The organism is [Clostridium] hylemonae DSM 15053, from assembly GCF_008281175.1.
GTDB classification, from domain to species: domain Bacteria; phylum Bacillota; class Clostridia; order Lachnospirales; family Lachnospiraceae; genus Extibacter; species Extibacter hylemonae.
This window is the reverse complement of the sequence record NZ_CP036524.1, coordinates 2,263,377-2,288,733: the sequence shown is the minus strand read 5'-3', so window position 1 is coordinate 2,288,733 and position 25,357 is coordinate 2,263,377. Positions and strand designations below refer to the sequence as shown.

General features: G+C 50.1%; 24 protein-coding genes, 1 tRNA gene, 1 riboswitch and 1 other annotated feature. Of the genes, 24 read left to right on the top strand and 1 reads right to left on the bottom strand.

Annotated features, from left to right (window positions below):
- Positions 1-9: 9 nt before the first annotated feature.
- The 19 genes from LAJLEIBI_RS10625 to LAJLEIBI_RS10530 all read left to right on the top strand — a co-directional run bounded on the left by LAJLEIBI_RS10625 (position 10) and on the right by LAJLEIBI_RS10530 (position 16,712).
- The gene (locus tag LAJLEIBI_RS10625) at positions 10-924 is read left to right on the top strand and encodes a LysR family transcriptional regulator (protein WP_006442043.1); all 915 of its coding nucleotides are present in this window, start codon (positions 10-12) and stop codon (positions 922-924) included.
- A gap of 131 nt (positions 925-1,055) precedes the next feature.
- Positions 1,056-1,559, top strand: a complete 504-nt coding sequence (locus LAJLEIBI_RS10620) for a hypothetical protein (RefSeq protein ID WP_006442042.1) — start codon at positions 1,056-1,058, stop codon at positions 1,557-1,559.
- 119 nt (positions 1,560-1,678) lie between these two features.
- Positions 1,679-2,902, top strand: coding sequence for a S24/S26 family peptidase (locus LAJLEIBI_RS10615; protein ID WP_006442041.1), 1,224 nt, complete (start codon positions 1,679-1,681; stop codon positions 2,900-2,902).
- Between the two features lie 156 nt (positions 2,903-3,058).
- Positions 3,059-3,131: transfer RNA gene (locus LAJLEIBI_RS10610), tRNA-Gly, on the top strand.
- 91 nt (positions 3,132-3,222) lie between these two features.
- Positions 3,223-3,762 (top strand): nitroreductase family protein, encoded by a 540-nt coding sequence (locus LAJLEIBI_RS10605; RefSeq protein ID WP_170254064.1) that lies wholly within the window; start codon positions 3,223-3,225, stop codon positions 3,760-3,762.
- A gap of 91 nt (positions 3,763-3,853) precedes the next feature.
- Complete coding sequence (locus LAJLEIBI_RS10600; protein WP_006442039.1) at positions 3,854-5,140, top strand: homoserine dehydrogenase; 1,287 nt, start codon at positions 3,854-3,856, stop codon at positions 5,138-5,140.
- A 16-nt stretch (positions 5,141-5,156) separates the two neighbouring features.
- A complete protein-coding gene (locus LAJLEIBI_RS10595) occupies positions 5,157-6,545 on the top strand; it encodes an MATE family efflux transporter (RefSeq protein WP_006442038.1) in 1,389 nt (462 codons plus the stop codon).
- A gap of 22 nt (positions 6,546-6,567) precedes the next feature.
- Positions 6,568-6,668, top strand: a riboswitch (THF riboswitch).
- A gap of 67 nt (positions 6,669-6,735) precedes the next feature.
- The gene (locus LAJLEIBI_RS10590) at positions 6,736-7,296 is read left to right on the top strand and encodes a folate family ECF transporter S component (RefSeq protein ID WP_040434712.1); all 561 of its coding nucleotides are present in this window, start codon (positions 6,736-6,738) and stop codon (positions 7,294-7,296) included.
- Positions 7,297-7,433: 137 nt separating this feature from the next.
- The gene (locus LAJLEIBI_RS10580) at positions 7,434-8,147 is read left to right on the top strand and encodes a DUF554 domain-containing protein (protein ID WP_006442035.1); all 714 of its coding nucleotides are present in this window, start codon (positions 7,434-7,436) and stop codon (positions 8,145-8,147) included.
- Between the two features lie 93 nt (positions 8,148-8,240).
- Positions 8,241-8,672 (top strand): MarR family winged helix-turn-helix transcriptional regulator, encoded by a 432-nt coding sequence (locus LAJLEIBI_RS10575; RefSeq protein ID WP_006442034.1) that lies wholly within the window; start codon positions 8,241-8,243, stop codon positions 8,670-8,672.
- Between the two features lie 248 nt (positions 8,673-8,920).
- A complete protein-coding gene (locus tag LAJLEIBI_RS10570; protein ID WP_006442032.1) occupies positions 8,921-9,529 on the top strand; it encodes a DUF3793 family protein in 609 nt (202 codons plus the stop codon).
- A 31-nt stretch (positions 9,530-9,560) separates the two neighbouring features.
- Entirely contained in the window at positions 9,561-9,992 is a 432-nt protein-coding gene (locus tag LAJLEIBI_RS10565) for a flavodoxin (protein WP_006442031.1), read from the top strand.
- 30 nt (positions 9,993-10,022) lie between these two features.
- Positions 10,023-10,307, top strand: coding sequence for a DUF2325 domain-containing protein (locus LAJLEIBI_RS10560; RefSeq protein ID WP_006442030.1), 285 nt, complete (start codon positions 10,023-10,025; stop codon positions 10,305-10,307).
- Between the two features lie 115 nt (positions 10,308-10,422).
- Entirely contained in the window at positions 10,423-11,271 is an 849-nt protein-coding gene (gene thyA, locus LAJLEIBI_RS10555) for a thymidylate synthase (protein WP_006442029.1), read from the top strand.
- A gap of 12 nt (positions 11,272-11,283) precedes the next feature.
- A complete protein-coding gene (locus tag LAJLEIBI_RS10550) occupies positions 11,284-11,775 on the top strand; it encodes a dihydrofolate reductase (RefSeq protein ID WP_006442028.1) in 492 nt (163 codons plus the stop codon).
- On the top strand, positions 11,772-12,965 hold the full coding sequence (locus LAJLEIBI_RS10545; protein WP_006442027.1) for a glycosyltransferase family 4 protein: 1,194 nt from the start codon (positions 11,772-11,774) through the stop codon (positions 12,963-12,965). The genes LAJLEIBI_RS10550 and LAJLEIBI_RS10545 overlap by 4 nt, the downstream gene beginning before the upstream one ends.
- Positions 12,966-13,006: 41 nt before the next feature.
- Positions 13,007-13,275, top strand: a binding site (T-box leader).
- Positions 13,276-13,326: 51 nt separating this feature from the next.
- On the top strand, positions 13,327-15,048 hold the full coding sequence (gene ilvB, locus LAJLEIBI_RS10540; protein ID WP_006442026.1) for a biosynthetic-type acetolactate synthase large subunit: 1,722 nt from the start codon (positions 13,327-13,329) through the stop codon (positions 15,046-15,048).
- A gap of 15 nt (positions 15,049-15,063) precedes the next feature.
- Positions 15,064-15,579, top strand: coding sequence for an acetolactate synthase small subunit (ilvN, locus tag LAJLEIBI_RS10535; RefSeq protein WP_006442025.1), 516 nt, complete (start codon positions 15,064-15,066; stop codon positions 15,577-15,579).
- A gap of 107 nt (positions 15,580-15,686) precedes the next feature.
- A complete protein-coding gene (locus LAJLEIBI_RS10530; RefSeq protein ID WP_006442024.1) occupies positions 15,687-16,712 on the top strand; it encodes a branched-chain amino acid aminotransferase in 1,026 nt (341 codons plus the stop codon).
- A 53-nt stretch (positions 16,713-16,765) separates the two neighbouring features.
- Here the strand turns inward: LAJLEIBI_RS10530 and LAJLEIBI_RS10525 are convergent, their stop codons facing one another.
- Positions 16,766-17,365, bottom strand: a complete 600-nt coding sequence (locus LAJLEIBI_RS10525; RefSeq protein WP_040434709.1) for a TetR/AcrR family transcriptional regulator — start codon at positions 17,363-17,365, stop codon at positions 16,766-16,768.
- Between the two features lie 198 nt (positions 17,366-17,563).
- Here LAJLEIBI_RS10525 and LAJLEIBI_RS10520 point away from each other — a divergent pair, with 198 nt between their 5' ends.
- The 5 genes from LAJLEIBI_RS10520 to LAJLEIBI_RS10500 all read left to right on the top strand — a co-directional run bounded on the left by LAJLEIBI_RS10520 (position 17,564) and on the right by LAJLEIBI_RS10500 (position 25,357).
- On the top strand, positions 17,564-19,642 hold the full coding sequence (locus tag LAJLEIBI_RS10520) for an efflux RND transporter permease subunit (RefSeq protein WP_040435355.1): 2,079 nt from the start codon (positions 17,564-17,566) through the stop codon (positions 19,640-19,642).
- 17 nt (positions 19,643-19,659) lie between these two features.
- A complete protein-coding gene (locus tag LAJLEIBI_RS10515; RefSeq protein WP_006442021.1) occupies positions 19,660-21,594 on the top strand; it encodes a hypothetical protein in 1,935 nt (644 codons plus the stop codon).
- Between the two features lie 161 nt (positions 21,595-21,755).
- Entirely contained in the window at positions 21,756-22,511 is a 756-nt protein-coding gene (locus tag LAJLEIBI_RS10510) for a class I SAM-dependent DNA methyltransferase (protein WP_006442020.1), read from the top strand.
- 20 nt (positions 22,512-22,531) lie between these two features.
- Positions 22,532-23,407 carry an Hsp33 family molecular chaperone HslO gene (gene hslO, locus LAJLEIBI_RS10505; RefSeq protein WP_006442019.1) on the top strand — a complete coding sequence of 292 codons (876 nt, stop codon included), beginning with the start codon at positions 22,532-22,534 and terminating at the stop codon, positions 23,405-23,407.
- Positions 23,408-23,434: 27 nt separating this feature from the next.
- On the top strand, positions 23,435-25,357 hold the full coding sequence (locus tag LAJLEIBI_RS10500) for an NAD(+) synthase (protein WP_006442018.1): 1,923 nt from the start codon (positions 23,435-23,437) through the stop codon (positions 25,355-25,357).

The window sequence follows — 25,357 nt, the reverse complement described above, 5'->3', positions numbered from 1 at the left end:
GGTAATCGTATGGAGCTGAAACATTTAAAATATTTTGTAGAGATAGCCGAACAAAAAAGCATGCGTAAGGCCGCGGACCGGCTGTACGTGACCCAGCCGAACCTTACGAGGGCCATGCAGAATCTGGAGGACGAGATGGGGACGAGGCTGCTCGTGCGTTCCAACCACGGAGTGAGCCTCACAACGACAGGAGAAAGCCTGTATTATTATGCCCAGTCTGTCATCAATCAGCTGAATGAGATCGACGCGCTGAAACTCAAGGACAAGGAGTTCATGCAGAACAGACTCGACTTGTCTGTTGGAAATATTATTTTGAAAGATGAGATAATGCTGGATTTCTATGAGAATCTGCGGACGCGGCATGCCAACATTTCCATATATGAGACTTCGATTGAAAAAGTGCTTGTAAATGTGTCAAAGCTGGAGGCGGAGATAGGTATCATTGCCGTGAACACAGAGCAGTGTCCTGCGCTGAACAAGATTTTGGAGATCAAAGGGCTGGAAGTGCATGAGATCGCTTCAAGCCCGCTTTACGTACACGTCGGCGGCAACAGTCCGCTATACGGGCGCGGATGCATTGAACCCGAAGAACTCCTTCAGCACACGTATGTGCATCTGCCTTATGATTATTTTTCAAATATAAACCGGGTTGTCACGCTTGGAGATATCCGGGTGATGGATTTTAAGCGCACGATAGTCATAAATAATTATCACGCCATTGTCAGTATGATCAAACGAACCGATGCGTTTATCTTCGGCGGCAAATGGCAGATCGACGAGCTTAAGAAGGGGCATATTGACAGTCTTATGCTCAATAATTGCGGCGTGGGGAAAAAACTCATGTGGATCAAGCGCAAAAAAGAGATTCTTTCCGTTCAGGCGAGAGGGTTTCTCGATATTCTCATGGAGAATTACGCGGACTGAAGCGGTAGTGTTTGTGATGCCTTTTATTTATCGCGGAGGAATGAGAAAGAAGCATTATTCAAAATGTATTTCATTCGTTATAATATAGACAGGTTAAGAAAATCTGTACTATCATTGAGGAGGAAATACATATGCAGAAATTAGGAAAGAAAAAGATATTAGGTTTATTGACAGCCGCGGCGATCGTGGCTACGACGGTCGGATCATTTGCGGTGTGGGATACGCTGAGTACCAAATCAAACGGAACACTTACAGTAGCCTCTCCTATTGTGGTTAAGACACAGGATATAGGTGAGTTTACTGAGACAAAGGCTTCATTGGAAGCGACTCCCAGCTATAATAAGAATGTAACTTTTGAAGTGGATGGACTGGCTAATGCAGCAGATAAACAGCTGAAATTGGGTTGCAAAATCACGGATGGTTCAAATGTAGACCAGACAGGTAACTTTACTGTAGAGATTACCGGTACCGGAAATAATGCAGTGACTAATAATGTAGACCCAAGCGTAGAAGCGTCAAATACTTATACTGTTACAATAACGCCTAATGATACTCCCGAAGCAAAAGCAATCGCAGGGCAGGCTTTAAATGTTGAAGTTACAGGAACTTTAGGTGATGCACCATCAACTCCATAAAGCTATTAAGTGTTTTATCATATGATATTAGAAAAAATGCCATCCATTGATGGTATTTTTTCTTTCAGGCATTTATAATGAGATAGAGGAAAAATAAGCAGTAAAGTCTGGTAAAACGAATGAAAAAAGTGTTGAAAGTTATTAGCAATTTAATTACAGGTATATTGATCGCAGGGCTGCTGACTTATATAGCAGTTATGCGTTTTTTTCCTGAACAATTGAAAGAACGGCTTGGTTACCAGACATTTGTTATATTGACAGACAGTATGGAACCTACCATACCGGTTGATTCCCTCGTAGTTGTCAGGAACTTAGGGGATGAAGAGGAGATAAAAGAGAACGAGATTATTTCTTTCCGCGTAGACCGGCTTGGTGATGACGTTATATTTACGCATTACTTCAAAAAGAAAGAGATAGATGAAACGGGAAAGGAAAGGTATTATACGATAGCAGAAAACGCTGAGCGGTATGACGATTATGTAACCTACAGGGAGGATATCCTTGGCACTTACCAATTTCACATCCCGTATGCGGGTAAACTGGTCAGGTTCCTTCAAAGTCCTTTTGCACTGTTGGAACTTGGTCTCATCTGTATTTTTTTGATTATTTATCATATTTTGTGGAACAAATTTGACAATGAGGAGAAATTGCTGGTTGAGATAGCGGAGACCGGTAATGTTATTGACTCTGGTTTGGACAAAGCCCCTCCTGAGACTGAAAGTGTCTGTGTGATACCCAAGGAGGAGCCTTCCTCGTCTATTATGGAGGCAGAAGAGACTGCAGCCGTTGACGCAACAGCCGAAGAAGCAGAAGAACTGTGCGCTAAACCGGAGATGGTGAATGGACAGCCGGAGATAAGCGGCAAAGTGCTGTTCGGGTACCGCATGGCCCCGTCGTCCGGCGCGTTTGAAAGCGGCAGCGCCGGGTTCTCGCTTACGGTGGACGTGGACGGTACAATGCGCTATGAGGCGTATGCCGGAGGAAAAGGCAGAGAGGCAGTCAGGGACTCCAGGCTCAGCGGCAGGAGCTTAAAGAAGCTTAAGAAAATCATGAAGGACAGTCAGCTTGTCATCCGGAACCTTCCGGAGACACTTGACAACGGCTTCAGCATTGGAAGGGGCAGCTTCTTCATCTTCCGGGGGCGCATGGTGACTGCCTGGAATATCAGACATAACAATCTTAAAAAGATGAAAGCAAAAGACTATACATATTATAAAAAGTACAAAAAGAATATGAAGCATGAAAATGATGTGCTGGAACTTTTTAAGAAAATCAGGAACGTGCTCAGAGAGGAAGGAATAAAAATAAATCTTGATTCAGCGGAGATAAAAGCTGGAAAGTAGTGAATAAGGGGGGCGGACAAGGGTCCGTCCCTCACAGCAAGATTGTGATGACAGCCGGGAAAAATAAAAATGGAAAAAATCCCAAAAAAGGTGTTGACAATTAGGAGAGTATATAGTATATTAGTTATTGTTCTGAGGAACAAAAACACAACATATGCGACAGTGGCTCAGTTGGTAGAGTACGACCTTGCCAAGGTCGGGGTCGCGGGTTCGAATCCCGTCTGTCGCTCTCACGGAACAGGTTATGCCTGTTCTTTTTTTTCTTAAAATACAGTTTATATTATCAAATTCGTGGCAGAAAGGAGTTAGTTATGGAATTTATGGATATGCAATTGAAGAGGGAAAGCTGCAGGATCTACAGTGAAAAACCGGTTTCCAGAGAGATGCTGATCCGCCTGGTGGATGTGGCGCGGCTGTCTCCCAGCGGCTGCAATGCCCAGCCGTGGCGTTTTATCATAGTCGATGAACCTGAGGCGCGCAGGAAGGTGATGGAGGCGCTTTATGATGGAGAGCTGACCGGTTGCCCGTGGGGAGATAAAGTGCCGGCATTTATATTGATCTGTGAGGATGAGGCGCATCTTATGCCCGGTGTCGGCGAGCACTATGGATCCCAGCATTTTGCGCAGATGGATATCGGCATGGCGGCTATGGCGCTCTGCTGTGAGGCTGCGTCCATCGGACTCGGCACGTGCATGATCGGGACGATGAGCCAGGAGAAGCTGCACAAGGCATTTGATATTCCGGCAGAGAGGACTGTGCGCCTCATCATAACGGTTGGTCATCCGGCCAGAGAGGGAGCCCCGCGGAAAAAGAACAGGAAGAGCCTGGAGGAAATTCTAAGCTTTAATCAATGGCAGTAGCTTACTGGAAGTTGCGGTTTGATTATGTTATACTTTATAACATAACGTAATTGTAGAGAATAGAGCAAAAAAGAACGGACAGGTGAGAGTTATGACGGAGAAAAGAACGATAAAGGCAGGACTGCTCGGGCTTGGAACAGTCGGAAGCGGTGTATATAAGCTGATGGAGAGACAGCAGAAGGAGATGGTGCACAAGGTCGGCGCCAGTCTGTGTATTGAGAAAATTCTTGTACATAATATGGATAAGAAGCGGGAAGGCGTAGATATGTCGCTGCTGACCGACAAATGGACGGATATCATAGATAATGATGAGATCGAGATCGTGATAGAAGTTATGGGCGGCATCGAACCGGCCAGAACGATGATCCTTGAGGCGCTGAATTCCGGAAAAAATGTTGTGACAGCCAACAAAGACCTGGTGGCGGAGTATGGAAAAGAGCTGCTCGATGCGGCGGAGAACAATGGGGTGGATTTCCTGTTTGAGGCGGCGGTTGCGGGAGGGATCCCGATCATCCGTCCTTTAAAACAGTGCCTTGCGTCCAATGAGATCGATGAAGTGATCGGAATCGTAAACGGCACGACCAACTATATTTTGACGAAAATGTTTGAGGACGGTATGGACTTTAAGGAGGCGCTCGCTAAAGCCACGGAGCTGGGCTATGCGGAGGCGGATCCTACGGCTGATATCCAGGGACTCGATGCCGGGCGCAAAGTGGCCATCATGGCATCGATCGCCTTTCATTCCAGAGTTGTATTTCCCGACGTGTACACGGAAGGGATCACCGGAATTACAGCAAGGGACATTCAGTATGCCCGGGAATTCGGCAGTGTGATCAAGCTGCTCGGAGTTGCGCATAATACAGAGGACGGCATTGAAGTAGGTGTCTATCCGATGCTGCTTCCAAAGGACCATCCGCTGGCATCAGTGAGAGATTCCTTCAACGCAGTCTTTGTCCACGGCGATGCAGTGGATGATGCCATGTTCTATGGAAGAGGCGCGGGAGAATTGCCGACTGCGAGCGCTATCATGGGGGATGTCATCGATGTGGCGAGAGATATCCAGTACCACTGTACAGGAAGGATCAGTTGTACATGCTACCGTAAGACACCGATCAAGCGGTTTGACGATGTGAAGAACAAGTTCTTTCTCCGCATGCAGGTGGACAATAAGCCGGGAGTGCTGGCTGCTATCGCCAGTGTGTTTGGTGTCCACAAGGTGAGCATTTCCAAGGTCGTGCAGAAGATCATCACAGACGGGACGGCGGAACTTGTCATAGTGACAGAAGCGGTGAAGGAATATCATATGCAGGATGCTTTGGAACATTTGAAGGATATGGAGACAACGCGGGAAATCAGCAGTATTATCCGTGAGTATTAGAAATGACAGGTGAAATATGGAAAGGTTAGAAAAACAGAATCCTCTGGCTACAGAGAAAGTAGGCAGACTAATAGCAAAATTTGCGATACCGGCAATCATAAGCATGCTTGTCAGTTCGCTTTATAATATTGTAGACCAGATATTTATCGGACAGGGAGTCGGCATGCTTGGAAATGCGGCGACGAATATCGCATTTCCGGTGTCCATCATCTGTACGGCGACAGCGCTTCTGCTCGGCATCGGGAGCGCTTCTAATTTTAATCTCGAATCGGGGGCGGGCAATACAGAACGTGCGGCAGGAATCGCAGGGACAGGCTTATCTGTGCTCGCGGTGAGCGGAGTGCTCATCGCGGTCATAGTGCTTCTGTTTCTTGATCCGCTGCTGCATCTGTTCGGTGTCACGCCGGATGTTCTGCCATATGCCCAGGATTATACAGGGATAACGGCATTTGGGATCCCGTTTCTCGTGCTGACGACGGGCGGCAATCATCTGATCCGGGCGGACCGCAGTCCGACGTATTCCATGACGTGTATGCTGACCGGTGCGATCATCAACACAATACTTGACCCGCTTTTTATCTTCGGGTTTCACTGGGGGATCAAAGGTGCGGCGTGGGCGACGATCATTGGCCAGATAATCTCCGGGCTTATGGTGATCATCTATTTTGCCAGGTTTCGGCATATGGAGCTGTCGGCTTCCCTGCTGCGGCCGAAAGGCTCTTATCTCAAAGCGATCGCGTCGCTTGGCATGGCATCCTGTATCAATCAGATCGCCATGGCCGTCGTACAGATCACGATGAACAATACGCTGCGCCACTATGGGGCGTCTTCGATGTACGGCACGGATATTCCGCTTGCCTGCGTTGGGGTTATCTCCAAAGTAAACATGGTCTTTATGGCCATCTGTATCGGTATCTCACAGGGGTGCCAGCCTATTTGGGGATTTAACTACGGCGCCGGAAATTTTGGCAGAGTGAAGGAGACATATAAGAAAGCAGCGGTGATCTCCCTTGCGGTAGGGATCCTTTTCTTTGTTGGGTTCCAGATATTTCCGAGACAGCTCGTCAGCATATTCGGAAGCGGGAGTGAGGAATATTTCCATTTTGCAGAGCGGTATTTCCGTATCTTTATGTTTATGACATTTGTAAACGGACTGCAGCCGATGTCATCCGGTTTCTTTACATCCATCGGAAAGGCGAAGCTTGGGATCGTGGTATCTCTCACGAGACAGGTCATATTCCTGCTGCCATTGATCGTCATTTTCCCGCTGTTTATGGGGATCGACGGCGTCATGTATGCGGGGCCCATAGCAGATGCGGCAGCGGCGGCGGTGGCGATCGTATATGCGTACCGTGAGCTTAAGAAGTTTAACCATTGCCCTGCTAAGGAGAATGTGCTAGAATGATATAGTAAAAATTAAATAGAAAAGCAGAGTAGAGATGTGTGCGTTAAGTGCCAGCCGGACGGGGAGTTGCCGGCAGGACGAAAAGCCTGGAAGCTTGCGGTACATATCTCGCATCCCGCTGCTACACATAGACAGAAGATACCTGCTGTGCGTAGCTTTAAGGAAAACTACTGCAAAGGAGGTATTTTTTATGAAAAAAATCAAGTCACTGTTCACAGACTCCTTTCACGAGTTGAGAAACTTAAAGACCCTGGCCATGACGGCCATGCTGCTGGCGATCGCGGTCGTGCTTGGATTTTACACGCTCCAGCTGACCGACTATATCAAGATCGGTTTTGCGTACATTGCCAATGAACTGACCGGTATGATGTTCGGGCCGGTAGTCGGGAGCGTCATGGGAGGCCTTGCGGATCTTGTAAAGTATCTCGTGAAGCCTACGGGGCCTTTTTTCCCCGGTTTTACCATAAGCGGGTTCTTAGGCGGCCTCATATACGGAATCGTATTGTATAAAAGGCCGCTCAGTATCAGGCGGATCATTGTCGCCAACGGACTTGTGACGGTGCTCATCAATCTGCTTCTGAATACATACTGGCTCACCCTGCTCTACGGCAATACGTTTGTGGCGCTTTTCCCGGCCAGGATCGTGAAGCAGATCATTATGATGCCGATAGAGGTGGTCCTGTTTTATGCGGTGGCGAAGGTGCTCTCCAGAGCGCATCTGTTTGCGGGACAGGGGAGCGTTGCGAAGTAACAGGTAGTTTGAAAGAAACGGGCGGGGACGTCCGGAAAGTGAAAGTGCAGGGTAAATGTTACGGCGGCAGCCGGACATTTGCCCTGCTGCCGCGTAGCGGGACAGATAGACAGGAAAACAAAGGAGGAGAATGAAAGATGCCGGTTGGAGTGATCGTGGATAGTATATGTGTATTTGCAGGAGGCATAGCGGGGGCGTTTCTCGGGAAGCGGCTCGACAAGAACCTGTGCAGTACACTGACGCTCGTATTTGGCGTGTGCAGTATGACGCTTGGGATCACAAGTATCACAAAGATGGAGCAGATGCCGGCAGTTATATTTGCCGTCATCCTCGGGACAGTAGCCGGTGAACTTCTGCACCTGGAGAAGGGAATCGCGAAAGCGGCGGAGAAAGTGCAGGCGCCGGTGGCCAGGATCATGAAGACAGATACAAAGGACAGCAGGGATACGTTTATGGCAGAATTTATCAGTATCGTTGTGTTATTCTGTGCCAGCGGAACCGGGATCTTCGGAGCGCTGCAGTCCGGTATCACAGGGGATCATACGATCCTCATATCCAAAGCCATACTTGATTTGTTCACGGCGGCCATATTTGCCGCAAGCCTTGGGTTTATTGTTTCACTCGTGGCGGTTCCGCAGTTTGTCATACTCATGCTGCTTTACCTGTGCGCAGGACTTATCATGCCGCTGACGACAGACACGATGCTGGCAGATTTTACGGCATGCGGAGGAGTGCTGATGCTGGCCACCGGCTTCCGGATCGCCGGGATAAAGCAGTTTCCCATCGCCAATATGCTGCCTGCGATGGCGTTTGTCATGCCCTTTTCGTGGATCTGGACACAGGTAATGTAAGTCAGGAGATGCGACTGCATGGCTTGACATTTTGCCGGTAATATAGCATGCTATATATGGTACTGTTGTGATACAGAGGATAAAGGTGGCGGCATGCAGGAAAGATTACCGGTAGGTTTCGTGTTTAAGCAGATAAATAATGTATATGAGAAAGAATTTAATAATTTGCTCCGGACGCTTGGCATCACTGCGTCCCAGTGCGCGGTGCTGGATTACCTTTTTTCCAGCAGGAAGGAAGAAGTGAACCAGAGAGATATCGAGAAAGCGCTGAGTCTCAAGAATCCGACGGTGACGGGACTTCTGAAAAGACTGGATGAAAAAGGATTCATACTTATCGTGCCGAGCAATAAAGACAAGCGGTGCAAGATCGTCTACCTGACGGAAAAGGCATACGACATCCAGCGTAGGATGGAGGCGGACCGGAAAAAAATAGACAAAAAGCTTACGATCGGCATGACGAAAAAAGAAGTAGAGGCGCTGCAGAGAATGCTTGGAAAAGTGCTTTATAATATATCAGATCCATAGATTTCAAGATCCGGAGATTTCAAAAAGGGACAGGGCAAAAGCGAATTGGGGACGGAGGTTTTTTAAAAAACCTCCGTCCCCAATTCGCTTTTGCCCTGTCCCTTTTTGTATAATCAGAGTTTGTTGAGAAAAGACTATCAATAATCACATTATACTTGCCATATAAAAACGGTTATGGTATATTTGTTAATGTAAATGATAATCAAAATCAATAAAGCGCATCAAACATTTAAAGAAAGGATCACATTATGCCCATTGAAGTTGTATCTTATATGCTGTCGGTCGAGGATGTGAAGCGTCGGCTGCAGTTCCAGCTTATTCTGCAGTGTGCCCCGTTTTTAAAGGGGATCAAGGTTGCCTGTATCACGAATGTGGATAAGGAGGTCTGCCGGGAACTCAGGACGGTGCTTGCGGGAACCGGAATTGAATATAGAATACTTACAGTGAGAAAGGGCAGATGTCTTGTGTTTTTCTTCCGTCGGGAGGCTTTTAAGGCGTATCTGAACCGGAAGGATATCAGAGAATTTCTTTCTTTATATGGATATGGATGTGCCGGCGGGGAGGCGGATGTCGACGGCATCCTGCAGAGACTTTCCGCCAGGGTCTGCCGTTACTCTAAGGAGGACATAGCGTTTCCCCATGAGATCGGCGCGTTTCTTGATTATCCGCTGGAGGATGTGAAAGGATTCATAGACAACGGCGGCAGGAACTGTCTGATCACCGGATATTGGAAGGTGTACGGTGACGCCGAGAAGGCGCAGATGATGTTTCTTGCCTATGACAAGGCAAAGACGAGCGCAGTGAATGAGTTTCTGGTGGGCAGGCATATCAGAGATATCGCATGTGCGGCGGCATAGGGGCATTGAGCAAGTATAAGGAGGATGAACAATGAGCATACCGGTAGTATATTGGAGCGGAACAGGGAATACAGAACAGATGGCTGAGGCTGTTGCGGCCGGAATCAAGGCGGCAGGGCAGGAGGCGGATCTGTGCAGTGTCGGCGGAGCGGACGCCGGCCGGCTGGCGGATGAAAAGGCGTTTGCACTTGGATGCCCGTCCATGGGAGCAGAAGAACTGGAAGAAAGCGAGATGGAGCCTTTTGTCCAGGCGCTGGAAGGTAATGTGGCGGGAAAGACGGTACTCCTGTTCGGTTCTTACGGCTGGGGAGACGGCGAATGGATGCGGACATGGGAAGAGCGGATGAAAAACGCGGGAGCGTTGCTTGTCAACGGCGGGGGCGTTATCGCCAATGAAGCGCCGGACGACTCGGCGGTGAAGGCATGTGAGGAAGCAGGGAAAGCACTGGCCGCGGCGGTGTAAGACAGACTGGCAGAAAGGAGCGTGGCATAGATGAGTGTTGTGATCATAGGCGGAAATGAGCGGATGGAGCAGCAGTATAAACAGATCTGCAGGCGTCACAAATATAAGGCAAAGGTATTTACTCGAATGTCCGGAAATCTAAAAACTCAGATAGGGCAGCCGGATTTGATTATATTGTTCACTTCTACCGTGGCGCACAAGATGGTCCACTGTGCGCTGAAAGAAGCAGAGCGTTATAATATCCGGGTAGAGCGCGCCCACAGCAGCAGTGCAAATGCGCTGGATACAGTGCTTCAGAGCGTAAAAACAGCATAGGATATCCGGTACATCGGCAGGCAGGTCCCCATAACGGGCACCGCCTGCTTTTTTTCATGACAGATGGAGGAAATCATGGTATTATAGTTGATAGATCACGCAGGAGGTATAAAACATGAGTTATGCAGATAAAGTGTTTATCGATATGTGCAGAGATATCATAGATAACGGTACGGACACAAAAGGTGAGAAGGTGCGCCCGGTGTGGGAAGACGGAACTCCGGCCTACACGGTCAAAAAGTTCGGTGTCGTCAACAGGTATGACCTGTCAAAAGAATTTCCGGCCCTGACACTTCGGCGGACAGGCATCAAGAGCTGTACGGATGAACTTCTCTGGATATGGCAGAAAAAGTCCAACAACATCCATGATCTAAACAGCCATATCTGGGACAGCTGGGCGGATGAGGACGGTTCCATCGGCAAGGCCTACGGGTATCAGATGGGCGTGAAGCATCAGTATAAAGAAGGGATGTTTGACCAGATAGACCGTGTTATTTATGACTTGAAGCATAATCCTTACAGCCGCAGGATCATGACGAACTTATACGTGCACCAGGACCTGCACGAGATGGCGCTCTATCCGTGTGCATACAGTATGACCTTTAATGTGACGAAGGAAAAGGGCAGTGACAGGCTGACGCTGAACGGGATCCTGAACCAGCGCTCCCAGGATGTACTGGCGGCCAACAACTGGAACGTGTGCCAGTATTCCGTCCTGCTTCATATGCTGGCGCAGGTGTGCGGCATGAAGGCCGGAGAGTTTGTACATGTCATAGCGGACGCGCACATCTACGACAGGCACATCCCGATGATAGAAGAGCTGATCGCGCGTGAGCCGCTGCCGGCGCCTGCATTCTGGCTGAACCCGGAGATAAAAGACTTTTATGAATTTACGCGGGACGATGTGAAGCTGATCGATTACAATACACATGAACAGATCAAAAATATTCCGGTTGCGGTATAAGGAGGAAGACGTATGAACCTGATAGTAGCAGTGGACAAGAACTGGGCGATAGGAGCGGGCAATAAACTGCTCGTAAGCATCCCGCAGGATATGAAGTTTTTCCGGGAAACGACAAAAGGCAAAGTGGTGGCCATGGGACGCAAGACACTGGAGAGCTTTCCGGGAGGCCAGCCGCTTAAAAACAGAGTGAACATTGTGATGACGACTGACAAAGCATACAGTACGAACGGCATTGTGCTCGTGCACTCTCTTGAGGAAATGCTGTGCGAGCTCAAAAAATATCCGTCCGAAGACATCTATGTCATCGGCGGGGAGACGATCTACCGCCAGCTTCTTCCGCACTGTGACAGGGCGTATATAACCCGCATCGACCATGCATATGACGCGGACACATATTTCCCGAACCTGGACGAAGATCCGCAGTGGAAAATGACGAAGACGAGTGAGGAACAGACGTACTTTGATCTGGAATATGCATTTACCGTATATGAAAGGGTATCATGAACATTTTAAGCATTACGGCTCAGAAGCCGGAAAGTACAGGGAGCGGGATCTATCTGACGGAGCTTGTGAGGACATTTGCCGCCCGCGGGCACAGACAGGCAGTCGTGGCCGGAATATACAGGGATGATGAGCCTCAGCTTGCAGAAGGAACGGAATTCTATCCGGTATATTTTTCAAGCGGAGCGCTTCCATTTTATATAGCGGGCATGTCTGATGAGATGCCTTATAAAAGCACGCGTTACTGTGATATGACAGACGAGATGGCAAAGCAGTTTGAGAATGCGTTTCTGGATGTGGTCAGAAGAGCGGTGGAGGAATTTAAGCCGGATCTGATCCTCTGCCATCATCTGTATCTGCTCACCGCGCTCGTGCGGGAGCATTTCCCTAAACAGAGGATCTATGGCTTCTGCCACAATACGGATCTTCGGCAGATGAGAAAGAATCCGCTCAGGCGCGGCTATATCGCAGAGCAGATCCGCAGACTCGACGCGGTATTTGTTCCGCAGACAGCCCAGGCGGAGGGCGTGGTACAAATATACCGGATGCCGCCGGACAGAATACATATATCGGGCAGCGGATATAACCAGGAAATATTCCGCAAAGTGGAGGGCCTGCGCCAAAGAGACGGCATTCTCCGCCTTGTATTCGCCGGAAAGATAGCGGAGAAGAAGGGCGTTATGAGTCTCCTGAGGAGCCTCAGGTATCTGCCGTATGACAGAGAGTCTCTCGTTCTCCGGCTTGCAGGAGGCGCCGGAAATGAAGAAGAGTACCGCGAAATAGTGCGCCTGGCAGAAGAGGCGCCGTACAGAGTAGAATTACTCGGGAAGCTGTCCCAGAAGGAACTTGCCACGGTGTACAATGAAAGTGACATCTTTGTGCTGCCTTCTTTCTTTGACGGTCTGCCGCTTACGGTGATAGAGGCGCTGGCATGCGCAGACAAGGTCGTCATGACAGACTTCCCCGGCATTCAGGACTGGCTTAAGGAGCAGGCGCCGGGAGCGCCGGTCTTTTACGTGCCTCTGCCGCAGATGCAGAATACAGATGAGGCAGTGCCGGAGTCGCTCGAGTCGTTTGAGCGCGGGCTTGCAGAGAAAATAAAAGAATGCGCGGAATTTGCAATGGACGGCGCGGTGGATATGACGCACCTGTCGTGGGAAAATATTTGCGAAAGAATTTTGGAAATCAGTTGACATCTGTGAGGCAAATCTACTATAATAACATTAATTATCTGAGAAATGCTATGACAAGGAGGAGTACATGATCCCCTGATGCAAAGAGAGAAGATGGCCGGTGAGAATCTTCGTGACGGAATTATGGAAGTAGCCTTTGAGCAGTGAACCGAAAGGACACAATAAGATGTCTCAGTAGACTTCAACGCATTCCCAGCGTTAACAGGGAACAATATCGGAGATGAGAGAAACGTCTCCTGTATTGGCTGAGTGCAGAGAGCGCAGTTCTCTGAAATTAGGTGGTAACACGGATGTAATATTCGCCCTAAGCCGGACGGCTTAGGGCGTTTCTTTTTCGTCCGGGAGATTAAGGAGGTAGATTATGAAGAGAATCAGTGGAAACAAATTATTGGTAAAGGCGCTGAGAGAAGAAGGCGTAGATACCCTGTTCGGATACCCGGGGGCGTGTACGATCGACATCAGCGATGAGTTGTATAAACAGGATTATACGAAGGTCATCCTGCCGAGACAGGAAGTGGCGCTCGTCCACGAGGCCGACGCATATGCGCGGTCCACCGGTAAAGTCGGTGTCTGCCTTGTCACAAGCGGACCGGGGGCGACGAATCTCGTAACCGGACTTGCAACGGCCAACTATGACAGTGTGCCGCTCGTATGCTTTACCGGACAGGTGGCAAGACATCTCATCGGAAATGACGCATTTCAGGAAGTAGACATTGTCGGCATCACGAGAAGCATCACAAAATACGGAATCACAGTGCGGGACAGGGAAGACCTGGGGCGCATAATCAAAGAGGCGTTTTACATCGCGCGCACCGGAAGACCCGGCCCGGTACTGGTAGACCTGCCGAAGGATGTGATGGAGGAACTCGGCCCGGCAGAATACCCACAAGAGGTGAATATCCGCGGCTACAAGCCGAACACACATGTGCATATCGGACAGCTGAAGCGGGCGATCAAGATGCTCGGGAAAGCGAAGCGTCCTGTTTTTCTGGCCGGGGGCGGCATCAATATCGCCCGGGCAAACGAAGCATTCACCGAGCTGGCCGAGAAGACGAATGTACCGGTCATCACGACGGTCATGGGGCGGGGCGCCATACCGACGGATCATCCGCTCTATGTGGGGAATGTCGGGATGCACGGCGCGTATGCGGCGAACATGTCGGTCAATGAATGCGACCTTCTGTTTTCCATCGGCACCCGCTTTAACGACCGCATCACCGGGAAGCTCCATTCCTTTGCTCCTCACGCGCAGATCGTACATATTGACATCGATACGGCGGCCATATCCAGAAACGTGCAGGTAGACGTGCCGATCGTAGCGGATGCGAAAGAGGCTGTCGAGCGTATGCTGGAATATGTGACGGAGTGCGGCACAAAGGAATGGCTGGACGAAGTAAACGAGTGGAAGAGCAGTCATCCGATGACGATGAAGCAGAAGCCGATCATGACGCCACAGGATATTATAGAGAAGATGAATGAGATGTTTGACGAGGCCATTATAGTGACGGACGTAGGGCAGCACCAGATGTTTGCGGCACAGTTTGTGGAACTGACGCAGAAGAAACGCCTGCTTATGTCCGGAGGTCTTGGAACGATGGGATACGGACTGCCGGGAGCGATCGGCGCCAAGATAGGCAATCCGGACATTCCGGTCATCTCCATATCAGGCGACGGCGGCATGCAGATGAACATACAGGAACTGGCGACGGCGGTACTGGAAGAACTGCCGATCATCTCCTGCATCTTTAACAACAATAATCTCGGTATGGTGCGGCAGTGGCAGAAGCTCTTCTACGGAAAGCGGTATTCCATGACATGCCTGCGGGCAGGCGCGGCCTGCAGAGGAAAATGCGGGGAGGTGGCATGCCCGGAATATACGCCCGACTTTATAAAGCTTGCAGAAAGCTACGGGGCAAAAGGGATCCGCGTGACGAAGAAGGAAGAGATAGAAGCTGCGTTTGAAGAGGCTAAGAAGAGCACGAAGACACCGGTGATCATAGAATTTACCATAGACCCGGAAGACCTGGTATACCCGATGATACAGCCGGGCGGGACGCTGGAAGATATGATTCTGGACTGTTAGAAAGGAGAGAGGACGATGAGTAATGGAACTGGTATGAAGAAAAGATGGATATCGCTATATGTGGAGAATCAGGTAGGTGTTCTCTCGAAAATTTCCGGGCTGTTTTCCGGAAAATCCTATAATATGGACAGTCTCACCGTGGGTACGACGGAAGACCCGACTGTCTCCAGAATGACAATAGCGACGGTCAGCGACGACGAGACATTTGAACAGATCAAAAAGCAGCTGAACCGGCTCGTGGAAGTTATAAAGGTCATAGACTTCACAGATATCTTTGTAAGAATGAAGGAGATCCTGTATGTGAAGGTGAGGAAATGTACGCCGGAAGACAAGGTAGAACTGTTTCAGATCGCGGAGACATTCAAGGCAAAGGTCATCGATTACGGCAAAGACAGTCTGCTCCTGGAATTCGTCCAGACGGCCACAAAGAACGACGCGGTCATCAAACTGATGAAAGAGGAGTTCCAGAGCATAGAAGTCGTGAGAGGCGGAAGTGTCGGGATAGAATCCATCAGCATGATGGAGAGATAGCAATATACAGATGCAAAAACAGAGTGCACTCTTGAATTTTGAGCGGCGCAGTATTATAATTAGTAAAGAGAAAAACAGTAGTTTTGTCAGTACGGAGGAATGAAAACATGGATAAGAAAAATATTGACTGGTCTAATCTGGGATTTGGATATATCCCGACAGAAAAAAGATACGTTTCCAACTACAAAGACGGGGCGTGGGATGAAGGTACGCTGACTTCCGACGCCAATGTGGTCATAAATGAGTGCGCCGGAGTTCTCCAGTACGCGCAGACGATCTTTGAAGGGATGAAAGCCTATACGACAGAAGACGGACACATCGTCACCTTCCGCCCGGATCTGAACGCAAAGCGGATGGTCGATTCCGCCAGGAGACTGGAAATGCCGGCATTTCCGGAAGACCGGTTTGTGGAGGCGGTGAAGCAGGTCGTGGAGGCCAATGCCGCTTATGTGCCTCCATACGGCTCAGGCGCTACGCTGTATATCAGACCGTATATGTTCGGCTCCAACCCGGTCATTGGAGTAAAACCGGCCGACGAATATCAGTTCCGGGTTTTTTCTACCCCGGTCGGACCGTATTTCAAAGGGGGAGCAAAGCCGATCACGATCCGCGTGTGCGACTTTGACAGGGCGGCGCCGCACGGGACAGGACATATCAAGGCAGGCCTTAACTATGCCATGAGCCTTCATGCGATCATGAGCGCGCATGAAGAAGGTTACGACGAAAATATGTATCTCGATGCTGCCACAAGGACAAAGGTGGAAGAGACCGGAGGAGCTAATTTTATATTTGTGACAAAGGACAATAAAGTCGTAACACCGAAGTCTGACACGATCCTTCCGTCGATCACAAGGCGTTCGCTCTTATATGTGGCGGAGAAGTATCTGGGGCTTGAAGTGGAAGAAAGAGAAGTATATCTCGACGAGGTGAAAGACTTTGCAGAATGCGGGCTCTGCGGAACAGCGGCCGTGATCTCACCGGTAGGAAAAGTCGTTGACCACGGCAGAGATATCTGCTTCCAAAGCGGAATGGACGAGATGGGACCAATTACAAAGAAACTGTATGACACATTGACGGGGATCCAGATGGGACAGATCGAAGCGCCCGAAGGGTGGATTTGCCAGATCTGTTAGAACGGGACAGGGGACTGTGCTTTATCATGAAAGCAGCGTCCCCTTTTCTTCTCTTATGTGGTCCGGTGGCTCTGAATGATGAGCCGCACGGTCCGGTACAGAAACGGCTTATACTGTCCGATGGGAAGCGGCTCTTCAAACAAGATGGAATTGTAACAGGTAGATCCTGCCAGTTCCACGATAGTGAACAGCATTACGTCCTCGTCCGTGTAAGTGTGGGAATCGTTCTCAAGCAGCATCATATACTTATCGTAGAATACGGCGTCGGAGCTCTCCCCGGTGAGCAGCGCCGAGCGGAGGGCGCCCATGACAAGATTTTTGGATATAAAGTTGAGGAGCGCCTTGTTGTCCACCAGCTCATTTACAATATGGTCAATAATAAATATGAGCTGTTCTTCAAGCCCTGCCACACCGGCTTCCTCCATCGCTGCTCCTGCTTTTGTAAAGAGTTCGTGGGTCTTGTGGGCTATGAGCTTATTTTTCACATCATACTTGTCTTTAAAATAAAGATAAAACGTACCTTTAGCCACACCGGCTTTTTCCACGATATCTGATATGGAAGTCCCGTTGATCCCCTTTGTGACAAACAACTCGTAAGCAGTGTTAAACAATGCTTCTTTTTTCTTCTTTTTATTCTCGTCGACTTTACCCATAATACGCTCTCCCTGCTCCGCATAACTATTAAATGTACTTGTTCCGTTCACAATTTTCAGTAGTTTCACATAGTATAACAGAAAAATGACCAAAAGTCAAAATAAGTATTGACTAATGGTCATTTTTGGTGTATAGTGTCAACTGAGTTAAATGACTAATGGTCATTATTGCGCGGACGGGAGGATGAAAACAACATGATGGTGAAAATCGGTAAATGGATCGCAAAACATAAGAATATCATTTTGGTTCTGGGATTACTTCTGATCATTCCGTCTATCATCGGAATGAATATGACGAGGATCAACTATGACGTACTCAGCTATCTTCCGGGCAGTCTTGAGACCGTAAAAGGGCAGGACACCCTGGTGGACGAATTCGGGATGGGAGCCTTTTCCATGGTCATCGTGGAGGGGATGGATGAAAAGGATGTAGTGGCGCTGAAGGAAGAGATGAAATCAGTGGACCATGTGGCGGATGTCATCTGGTATGACGACCTCATGGATATCAGCGTTCCGATGGAGATGATCCCGTCCAAGTACGAAAAGGTGTTCAAAAACGGAGACTCTACCATGCTCGTGGCGCTGTTTGACAATACGACTTCTTCGGATGAGACGATGGACGCGGTGACGCAGCTTCGGAAGATCAGCGCGAAGCACTGTTTCGTGAGCGGCATGTCGGGCGTCGTTACGGACATCAAGTCTCTGGCGCTCAGTGAGATGCCGATATACGTGCTGATCGCGGTCATACTATGTCTGATCATCCTTTCGCTTACGATGGATTCGTGGATAACGCCGTTCATATTTATGCTCAGCATCGGTATCGCCATTCTTTATAATATGGGAACGAATATGTTCCTGTCCGATGTGTCATACATTACAAAGGCGCTTGCCGCGGTGCTTCAGCTTGGGGTGACGCTGGATTATTCCATCTTCCTGCTGAACAGTTATGAGGAAAATAAAAAGAGATTCCCGGGAGAGCGGAACCGTGCCATGGCACATGCCATTTCCAACACCTTCAAGTCGGTGGTCGGAAGTTCTGTGACGACCATTGCCGGATTTGTGGCGCTTTGCTTCATGACATTTAAGCTGGGAACAAATATCGGGATCGTAATGGCAAAAGGTGTGGCCATTGGAGTCGTGTGCTGTGTGACGCTGCTGCCCGCCCTTGTGCTTACATTTGACAAATGGATCGACAGGACGACGCATAAACCGATCCTGCCGGACCTTGGCAGGCTGTCCGCGTTTATTACGCGGCACAACAAAGTATGGCTGGCAGCCTTTCTCATCCTGCTCATACCGGCCATCTACGGCAATGCGCACACCGACGTATATTACAATATCGATAAGGGGCTTCCGGACACTCTGAAAAGTTCGGTCGCCAATAAAAAGCTGGATGAAGATTTTCACATGAACAACGTATATATGGTCATGCTGAAAAATGATGAGATGGACCAGAAGGAAAAAGCAAAGATGATGGAGCAGATTGAAGCTGTGGACGGCGTGAAGTGGGCCATCGGCATGGAGTCTGTGATCGGCCCGTCCGTGCCGGAAGATTTTATACCGCCGGCCGTAAAATCAAAGCTTCAAAGTGACAATTATGAGATACAGTTTATCTGTTCGGATTACAAGACCGCAACCGATGAGGTGAACGAACAGGTGAAATCGATCGATAAAATAGTAAAGAGTTATAACAAGGAATCCATGGTGATCGGGGAGGCGCCGCTGACAAAGGATCTGACGGTGATAGCGGACAGCGATATGAGAAATGTAAATGTGATCTCTGTCATTGCGATCTTTATTATCATCTGTATTGTATTTAAGTCCGTATCACTGCCGGTGATACTCGTGGCGATCATCGAGTTTGCCATCTGCGTCAATATGGCGGTCCCGTTCTATACAGGGACAGAGCTTCCGTTCGTGGCGAGCATCGTGATCGGAACAGTACAGCTTGGCTCCACAGTGGACTATGCCATACTGATGACGAGCCGTTACCAGAGGGAACGAAGCCGCGGCCGCTCCAAGGAAGAGGCGATCAGCCTGGCCCACCAGTCGTCCATGAAGTCGATCCTGATCAGCGGCGTCAGCTTCTTTGCCGCCACGTTCGGCGTGGGACTGTACTCCAAGATCGATATGATCAGTTCGCTCTGCACACTGTTGTCCCGGGGAGCGATCATCAGTACAGTCGTCGTCATCTGCGTACTGCCGGCGATGTTCATGGTATTTGACAAACTGATCTGTAAAACAAGTAAAGGATTCCTGCCGGAAGAGGCAGAATAATCAGGGAGGTATCTATAATGAGAAAGAGTAGAAAGAATAAGATCATGGCAGGAAGTATGGCTCTTGTGCTGGCTGTCTCCATGGCAGGCGTCTCCTGCTGGCACAATATGGCCGCGGCGGATGTCAAAGCGGCGGATAAGGATGTAGAGACACTTAAGGAGGCGGCAGCGGAAGCGCTCGGAGATACAGACACGAAGACAGACGGCGTGTATAAAGACGAGACCGTATATGTGAAAGCGGACGCTTCCGGAAAGGCCACGGACACGACGGTGAGCGAATGGCTCAAGAACCCGGGCAGCGGCTCCTTTGAGGATATCTCCGGTCTGAAAGACATTAAAAATGTAAAAGGCGACGAGACATTTTCCCAGAAGGGCAAAGAAAGTGTCATATGGGAGGCAGAAGGAAACGATATATACTATCAGGGTAAATCGGAGGAAGCCCTGCCGGTGGAAGTAAATATAACGTATAAGCTGGACGGAAAGAAAATACCGGCGGAAAAGCTGAAAGGGAAGTCCGGTAAGCTTACGATACACATTGACTATAAGAACCATTCCAGACAGACCGTACAGGTGGACGGCAAAGACGTAGAGATGTACACTCCGTTCACGATGGTGACCGCGCTGATGCTGCCGACGGATGAATATAAAAATGTCACGGTTGACAGCGGAAAAATAGTATCCGACGCAGATAAAGATATCGTACTTGGACTCGGGTTCCCGGGTCTTACGGAAAATCTCGGCCTCCAGGATGTGGATGTAAAGATACCTGAGAGTGTGACGATCACAGCGGATGTCAAAAAAGCGTCCGCAGGGACGACGATCACAGTCGTATCTTCTGATCTGCTGGATAAGTTCGGCCTCAGCGATGTCAATGATTTTGAAAGCTTCGGAGATTCTATTGACGAACTGTCCGGCGCTGCGGAGCAGCTGAAGGATGGGAGCAGTACATTGGCCGACGGAGTGAATACGCTGAACAGTAAGACAGGCGACTTAAAAAACGGCGTCAATGAACTGGCCGACGGAGTCAACGCTTATGCAGGCGGCGTAAGCCAGCTGGCAGGAGGAAGCAGTGAGGTGGCCGCCGGAGCGGCAAAGCTCAAAAACGGAGCGGCAAAGGCCCGGCAGGGGATCAATGACGCCAAAGCAGGAGCCGACGCGCTGATGGCGGGGTTCGATAAGCCGAAGGACGGGGCCACTGCAGGAATAAATAATCTGAGCGGAGGATTAACGAAGCTGAACAACGAATTACAAAGCGCATCCGCGACAGGGATAAGCGACGGTCAGGTGGAACAGCTTGCAAACGCGCTGGCACAGGAGGCTGTAAATCAGCTGCCGGCGGACGCCAGGGATCTGATATCAGATCAGGCTGCCTTTACGGCCGACCTTGCGGCAGGATACAAAAGCGCCATAAAGACTAATATGGCAGATAAAGTGAACGGTCAGCTGGGAAGTATGGACACGGTCAAACAGACCGTCAGCGCATTGGCAAATGGAGCCGGTTCCCTTCAGGCAGGGATCGCAAAGCTAAGGGAGGGCACCGCTGCGCTCCAGTCTGGTCTCGGCGACCTCAGCGCCGGAGGCAGCGACCTCGTAAACGGGACGACGGATCTGTACAACGGGGCGGCAGCCCTCCAGCAGGGGGCGGCGGCCTTAAATGAAAAGAGCAGCCTGCTCATCACCGGCACCTCCAAGTTGAAAGAGGGCAGCAGCCAGATGGGGGCTGGCGTTGGACAGCTGGCAGACGGAGCAGGAACACTGGCGGATGGAATGGCGGAGTTCAAGGCGGACGGCATCGATAAGCTGACAGAAGTATTCAAAGGTGATATTGAAGGAGTGACCTCCAGGATCAATGCCATGATGACGCTCGGACAGAACTACAGGTCGTTCGGCGGTATCCGGGACGGTATGGAAGGAAATACGAAGTTCGTCATAGAGACAGAGGCGGCGCAATAGAACGGATCTGTATAATAATAACGAAGGAGAGGCGGATGATACATCCTCCTCTCCTTCGTTATTATTGGAAGTCTGAATCACTACTTTATAAAACGTCGGCCGCGTGATATACTTATATACGTGCCATTGTAAAATGACACAGCGGACAAAGGAGGAAAGAGATGGAGGCGTACACAAGTTTTGCTCAGGTCTATGATACGTTCATGGACAATGTTCCTTATGAAGAATGGGCGGAGTATATAGTGGGAATCTTAAGTAAATACGGGATAGAGGAAGGCATCGTGCTGGAACTGGGCTGCGGTACGGGAAGCATGACAGAACTTCTGGCTGACCAGGGATATGATATGATCGGGGCCGACAACTCGGAGGACATGCTCCAGATTGCCATGGACAAGCGCTCTGTGAGCGGGCATTCCATACTTTACCTGCTGCAGGATATGCGGGAATTTGAACTGTACGGTACGGTGCGCGCGGTGATAAGCGCATGTGATTCCATCAACTACGTCACAGACCCGGAAGATCTGCTTGAAGTATTCCGGCTCGTCAACAACTATCTGGATCCGCACGGTATCTTTCTCTTTGACTTTAATACAGAATATAAATACAGGGAGATACTCGGCAGCAGGATCATAGCCGAAGACCGGGAAGAGTGCAGTTTTATCTGGGATAATTATTATGACCGGGAACAGCAGATCAATGAATATGAGCTGACACTTTTTGTCCAGGAGGAAGACAGCCCTCTGTACCGGAAATATCAGGAGACACATTACCAGAGAGGCTATACGCTTGAGCAGATACAGTCATTACTGAAAAGGGCCGGGCTTATCTGTCTGGCGGCGTATGACGCGTACACAGAAGACGCGCCGCTTTGTTCGAGTGAACGGATCTGCGTCATTGCACAGGAACAGGGGAAATAAAAGAAAGGAACAGAACATAGATGAAGGACTATATTGTAAGAGCTACAGCGGCAGACAGCCAGATAAGAGCGTTCGCCGCGACGACGGCAGAGATGACAGAGACGGCAAGGGCGTACCATAACACGAGCCCTGTGGCAACGGCCGCGCTCGGAAGGCTTCTGACTGCAGGGGCCATGATGGGAAGCATGATGAAGAATGAGTCAGATGTACTGACGCTGCAGGTCAGGGGGGACGGCCCCCTTGGAGGCATCACGGTGACGGCGGACAGCAGCGCTCATGTAAAAGGATATGTCAACAGCCCGGACGTCATGCTGCCTGCGAAAAACGGCAAACTGGACGTAGGAGGAGCGGTCGGTATCGGTCTTCTGCAGGTGATCAAGGACATGGGACTCAAAGAGCCGTACGTGGGGCAGACGATTCTCGTATCAGGCGAGATCGCGGAAGATCTGACATATTATTTTGCCAATTCGGAGCAGGTGCCGTCCTCGGTCGGCCTGGGCGTGCTGATGAATCACGACAATACGGTGCGGTGTGCAGGAGGCTTTATCATACAGCTCATGCCTTTTGCCAAAGAGGAGACGATAAGCCGGCTGGAAGAGAACCTGAAAAAGGTGACGTCAGTGACGGAACTTCTCGACAGAGGGTATTCTCCGGAACAGCTGCTCGGGGAACTGCTCGGGGATCTGGGCCTGGAGATCACAGACACGGTACCGACACAGTTCTATTGTGACTGTTCAAAAGAACGTGTGGAAAAGGCAGTTGCAAGTATCGGCAGAAAAGAACTCGAAGAGATGATCGGCGACGGTGAAGACATCGAGGTAAAATGTCATTTCTGCGGCGCCGCCTACAATTACACGATAGAGGAATTAAAAGAGATCATAAAACGCAGCAGATAAGAAAAAACGTTTGGACGGAGGAAGATCATGAGACAGGGATTTGTTAAGGTGGCAGCGGCTACCCCTGATATCCGGGTGGCAGATGTGGCATATAATACGGAGCAGATATGCAGACTGATAGAGGAGACGGCAGACGAAGGGGCAAAGATCATTGTGTTTCCGGAACTCTGCGTCACAGGATATACGTGCGGCGACTTGTTCACGCAGGATATACTTCTGACGGATGCAAGGAGCGCGCTGCACCGGATCGCCGGTTTTGCGAAGGACAAGGACGCGCTCGTGTTCGTCGGCCTGCCGCTTTCGGTGGACGGGGAGCTTTATAATGTTGCGGCCGCCCTCAACCGGGGAGCTGTACTGGGACTTACGACGAAGACATTTCTGCCAAATTACGGTGAGTTTTACGAGATGCGGCAGTTCCGCCAGGGGCCAAAGGAGGCAAGGGAGATCCTGTTTGACGGTCAGGTCATTCCCTTCGGGCCGCAGCTTTTGTTCGAGTCAACGGTCATGGACAGTCTCGTCGTTTCCGCGGAGATATGCGAGGACGTCTGGTCGCCGGTGCCTCCAAGCATTGAAGCGGCGCGGGAAGGGGCGACGATCATCGTCAACTGCTCGGCCAGCGATGAGACGGTCGGAAAGGAGTCTTACCGGAAAAGTCTGATCGAAGGGCAGTCCGCAAGGCTGATCAGCGGATATGTATATGCCAACGCAGGTGAGGGAGAATCCACGACGGATCTCGTGTTCGGAGGACATAATATCATTGCGGAGAACGGCACGGTGCTCCGGTCAGGCCGCCGTTTTGAAAACGGAGTGATCTGTTCAGAGATCGATGTAAATCGTATCGCAGGTGAACGGAGGAAGAACACGACGTTCCAGACATCCGGGGAGAGAAAGCTATTCAGGATCCCGTTTTATATTGAGGAGACTGATACAGTGCTCACGAGGACGTTTCCGTCCAGGCCGTTCGTGCCGGGGGCGGGAGAAGAGAGGGCAAGACGGTGTGAAGAAATACTTACCATTCAGGCGATGGGACTTAAAAAGCGTCTGGCACACGCCAGGTGCAGCAGCGCCGTAGTAGGTATATCGGGCGGTCTGGACTCAACGCTTGCGCTGCTTGTGACAGCAAAGGCGTTTGATGCCCTTCAGCTTAGCCGGAAGGGCATCACGGCGGTGACGATGCCCTGTTTCGGAACGACGGACCGGACGTACCAGAATGCGTGCAGGATGTCGCAGAAGCTTGGAGCCGTGCTTCGTGAAGTTCCGATCGCCGACTCGGTGAGCCTGCACTTTAAGGATATCGGCCATGACCCGGAGGATCACAGCGTCACATTCGAGAATGCCCAGGCGAGAGAGCGGACGCAGGTATTGATGGATATTGCCAATCAGACCGGCGGACTCGTGATCGGTACAGGGGACATGTCTGAGCTGGCCCTTGGATGGGCGACGTACAATGGAGACCATATGTCCATGTACGGGGTGAATGCGTCTGTTCCGAAGACACTCGTCAGACATCTCGTGCATTATTACGCGGATACGTGCGGGGATGAGGAGCTTAAGGCTATATTGTACGATGTGCTGGACACGCCGGTCAGTCCGGAACTGCTTCCGCCAAAAGACGGAGAGATCGCTCAGAAGACAGAGGATCTGGTGGGGCCGTACGAACTGCACGATTTCTTTTTGTATTATATGATCCGTTTCGGATATGAACCAAGTAAGATATACAGAATAGCCAGGCTGGCGTTTGAGGGCGAATATGACAATATCACCATACTGAAATGGCTGGAGACATTTTACCGGCGGTTTTTCGGTCAGCAGTTTAAGCGGTCCTGTCTGCCGGACGGGCCGAAAGTCGGGACGGTCGCGCTTTCTCCGAGGGGCGACTGGCGCATGCCGAGCGACGCGTGCGCGGCGTCATGGCTTGAAGACCTTGCCCGCGTCAAGCCAGGTCAGTAA

Coding starts and splice junctions, on each gene's coding strand:
- LAJLEIBI_RS10500 (WP_006442018.1), top strand. CDS start 23,435: ATGAGACAGGGATTTGTTAAGGTGGCAGCGGCTACCCCTGATATCCGG.
- LAJLEIBI_RS10570 (WP_006442032.1), top strand. CDS start 8,921: ATGCCCATTGAAGTTGTATCTTATATGCTGTCGGTCGAGGATGTGAAG.
- ilvB (WP_006442026.1), top strand. CDS start 13,327: ATGAAGAGAATCAGTGGAAACAAATTATTGGTAAAGGCGCTGAGAGAA.
- LAJLEIBI_RS10515 (WP_006442021.1), top strand. CDS start 19,660: ATGAGAAAGAGTAGAAAGAATAAGATCATGGCAGGAAGTATGGCTCTT.
- ilvN (WP_006442025.1), top strand. CDS start 15,064: ATGAGTAATGGAACTGGTATGAAGAAAAGATGGATATCGCTATATGTG.
- LAJLEIBI_RS10615 (WP_006442041.1), top strand. CDS start 1,679: ATGAAAAAAGTGTTGAAAGTTATTAGCAATTTAATTACAGGTATATTG.
- hslO (WP_006442019.1), top strand. CDS start 22,532: ATGAAGGACTATATTGTAAGAGCTACAGCGGCAGACAGCCAGATAAGA.
- LAJLEIBI_RS10565 (WP_006442031.1), top strand. CDS start 9,561: ATGAGCATACCGGTAGTATATTGGAGCGGAACAGGGAATACAGAACAG.
- LAJLEIBI_RS10530 (WP_006442024.1), top strand. CDS start 15,687: ATGGATAAGAAAAATATTGACTGGTCTAATCTGGGATTTGGATATATC.
- thyA (WP_006442029.1), top strand. CDS start 10,423: ATGAGTTATGCAGATAAAGTGTTTATCGATATGTGCAGAGATATCATA.
- LAJLEIBI_RS10605 (WP_170254064.1), top strand. CDS start 3,223: ATGGATATGCAATTGAAGAGGGAAAGCTGCAGGATCTACAGTGAAAAA.
- LAJLEIBI_RS10625 (WP_006442043.1), top strand. CDS start 10: ATGGAGCTGAAACATTTAAAATATTTTGTAGAGATAGCCGAACAAAAA.
- LAJLEIBI_RS10525 (WP_040434709.1), bottom strand. CDS start 17,365: ATGGGTAAAGTCGACGAGAATAAAAAGAAGAAAAAAGAAGCATTGTTT.
- LAJLEIBI_RS10590 (WP_040434712.1), top strand. CDS start 6,736: ATGAAAAAAATCAAGTCACTGTTCACAGACTCCTTTCACGAGTTGAGA.
- LAJLEIBI_RS10600 (WP_006442039.1), top strand. CDS start 3,854: ATGACGGAGAAAAGAACGATAAAGGCAGGACTGCTCGGGCTTGGAACA.
- LAJLEIBI_RS10550 (WP_006442028.1), top strand. CDS start 11,284: ATGAACCTGATAGTAGCAGTGGACAAGAACTGGGCGATAGGAGCGGGC.
- LAJLEIBI_RS10595 (WP_006442038.1), top strand. CDS start 5,157: ATGGAAAGGTTAGAAAAACAGAATCCTCTGGCTACAGAGAAAGTAGGC.
- LAJLEIBI_RS10545 (WP_006442027.1), top strand. CDS start 11,772: ATGAACATTTTAAGCATTACGGCTCAGAAGCCGGAAAGTACAGGGAGC.
- LAJLEIBI_RS10620 (WP_006442042.1), top strand. CDS start 1,056: ATGCAGAAATTAGGAAAGAAAAAGATATTAGGTTTATTGACAGCCGCG.
- LAJLEIBI_RS10560 (WP_006442030.1), top strand. CDS start 10,023: ATGAGTGTTGTGATCATAGGCGGAAATGAGCGGATGGAGCAGCAGTAT.
- LAJLEIBI_RS10580 (WP_006442035.1), top strand. CDS start 7,434: ATGCCGGTTGGAGTGATCGTGGATAGTATATGTGTATTTGCAGGAGGC.
- LAJLEIBI_RS10520 (WP_040435355.1), top strand. CDS start 17,564: ATGGTGAAAATCGGTAAATGGATCGCAAAACATAAGAATATCATTTTG.
- LAJLEIBI_RS10510 (WP_006442020.1), top strand. CDS start 21,756: ATGGAGGCGTACACAAGTTTTGCTCAGGTCTATGATACGTTCATGGAC.
- LAJLEIBI_RS10575 (WP_006442034.1), top strand. CDS start 8,241: ATGCAGGAAAGATTACCGGTAGGTTTCGTGTTTAAGCAGATAAATAAT.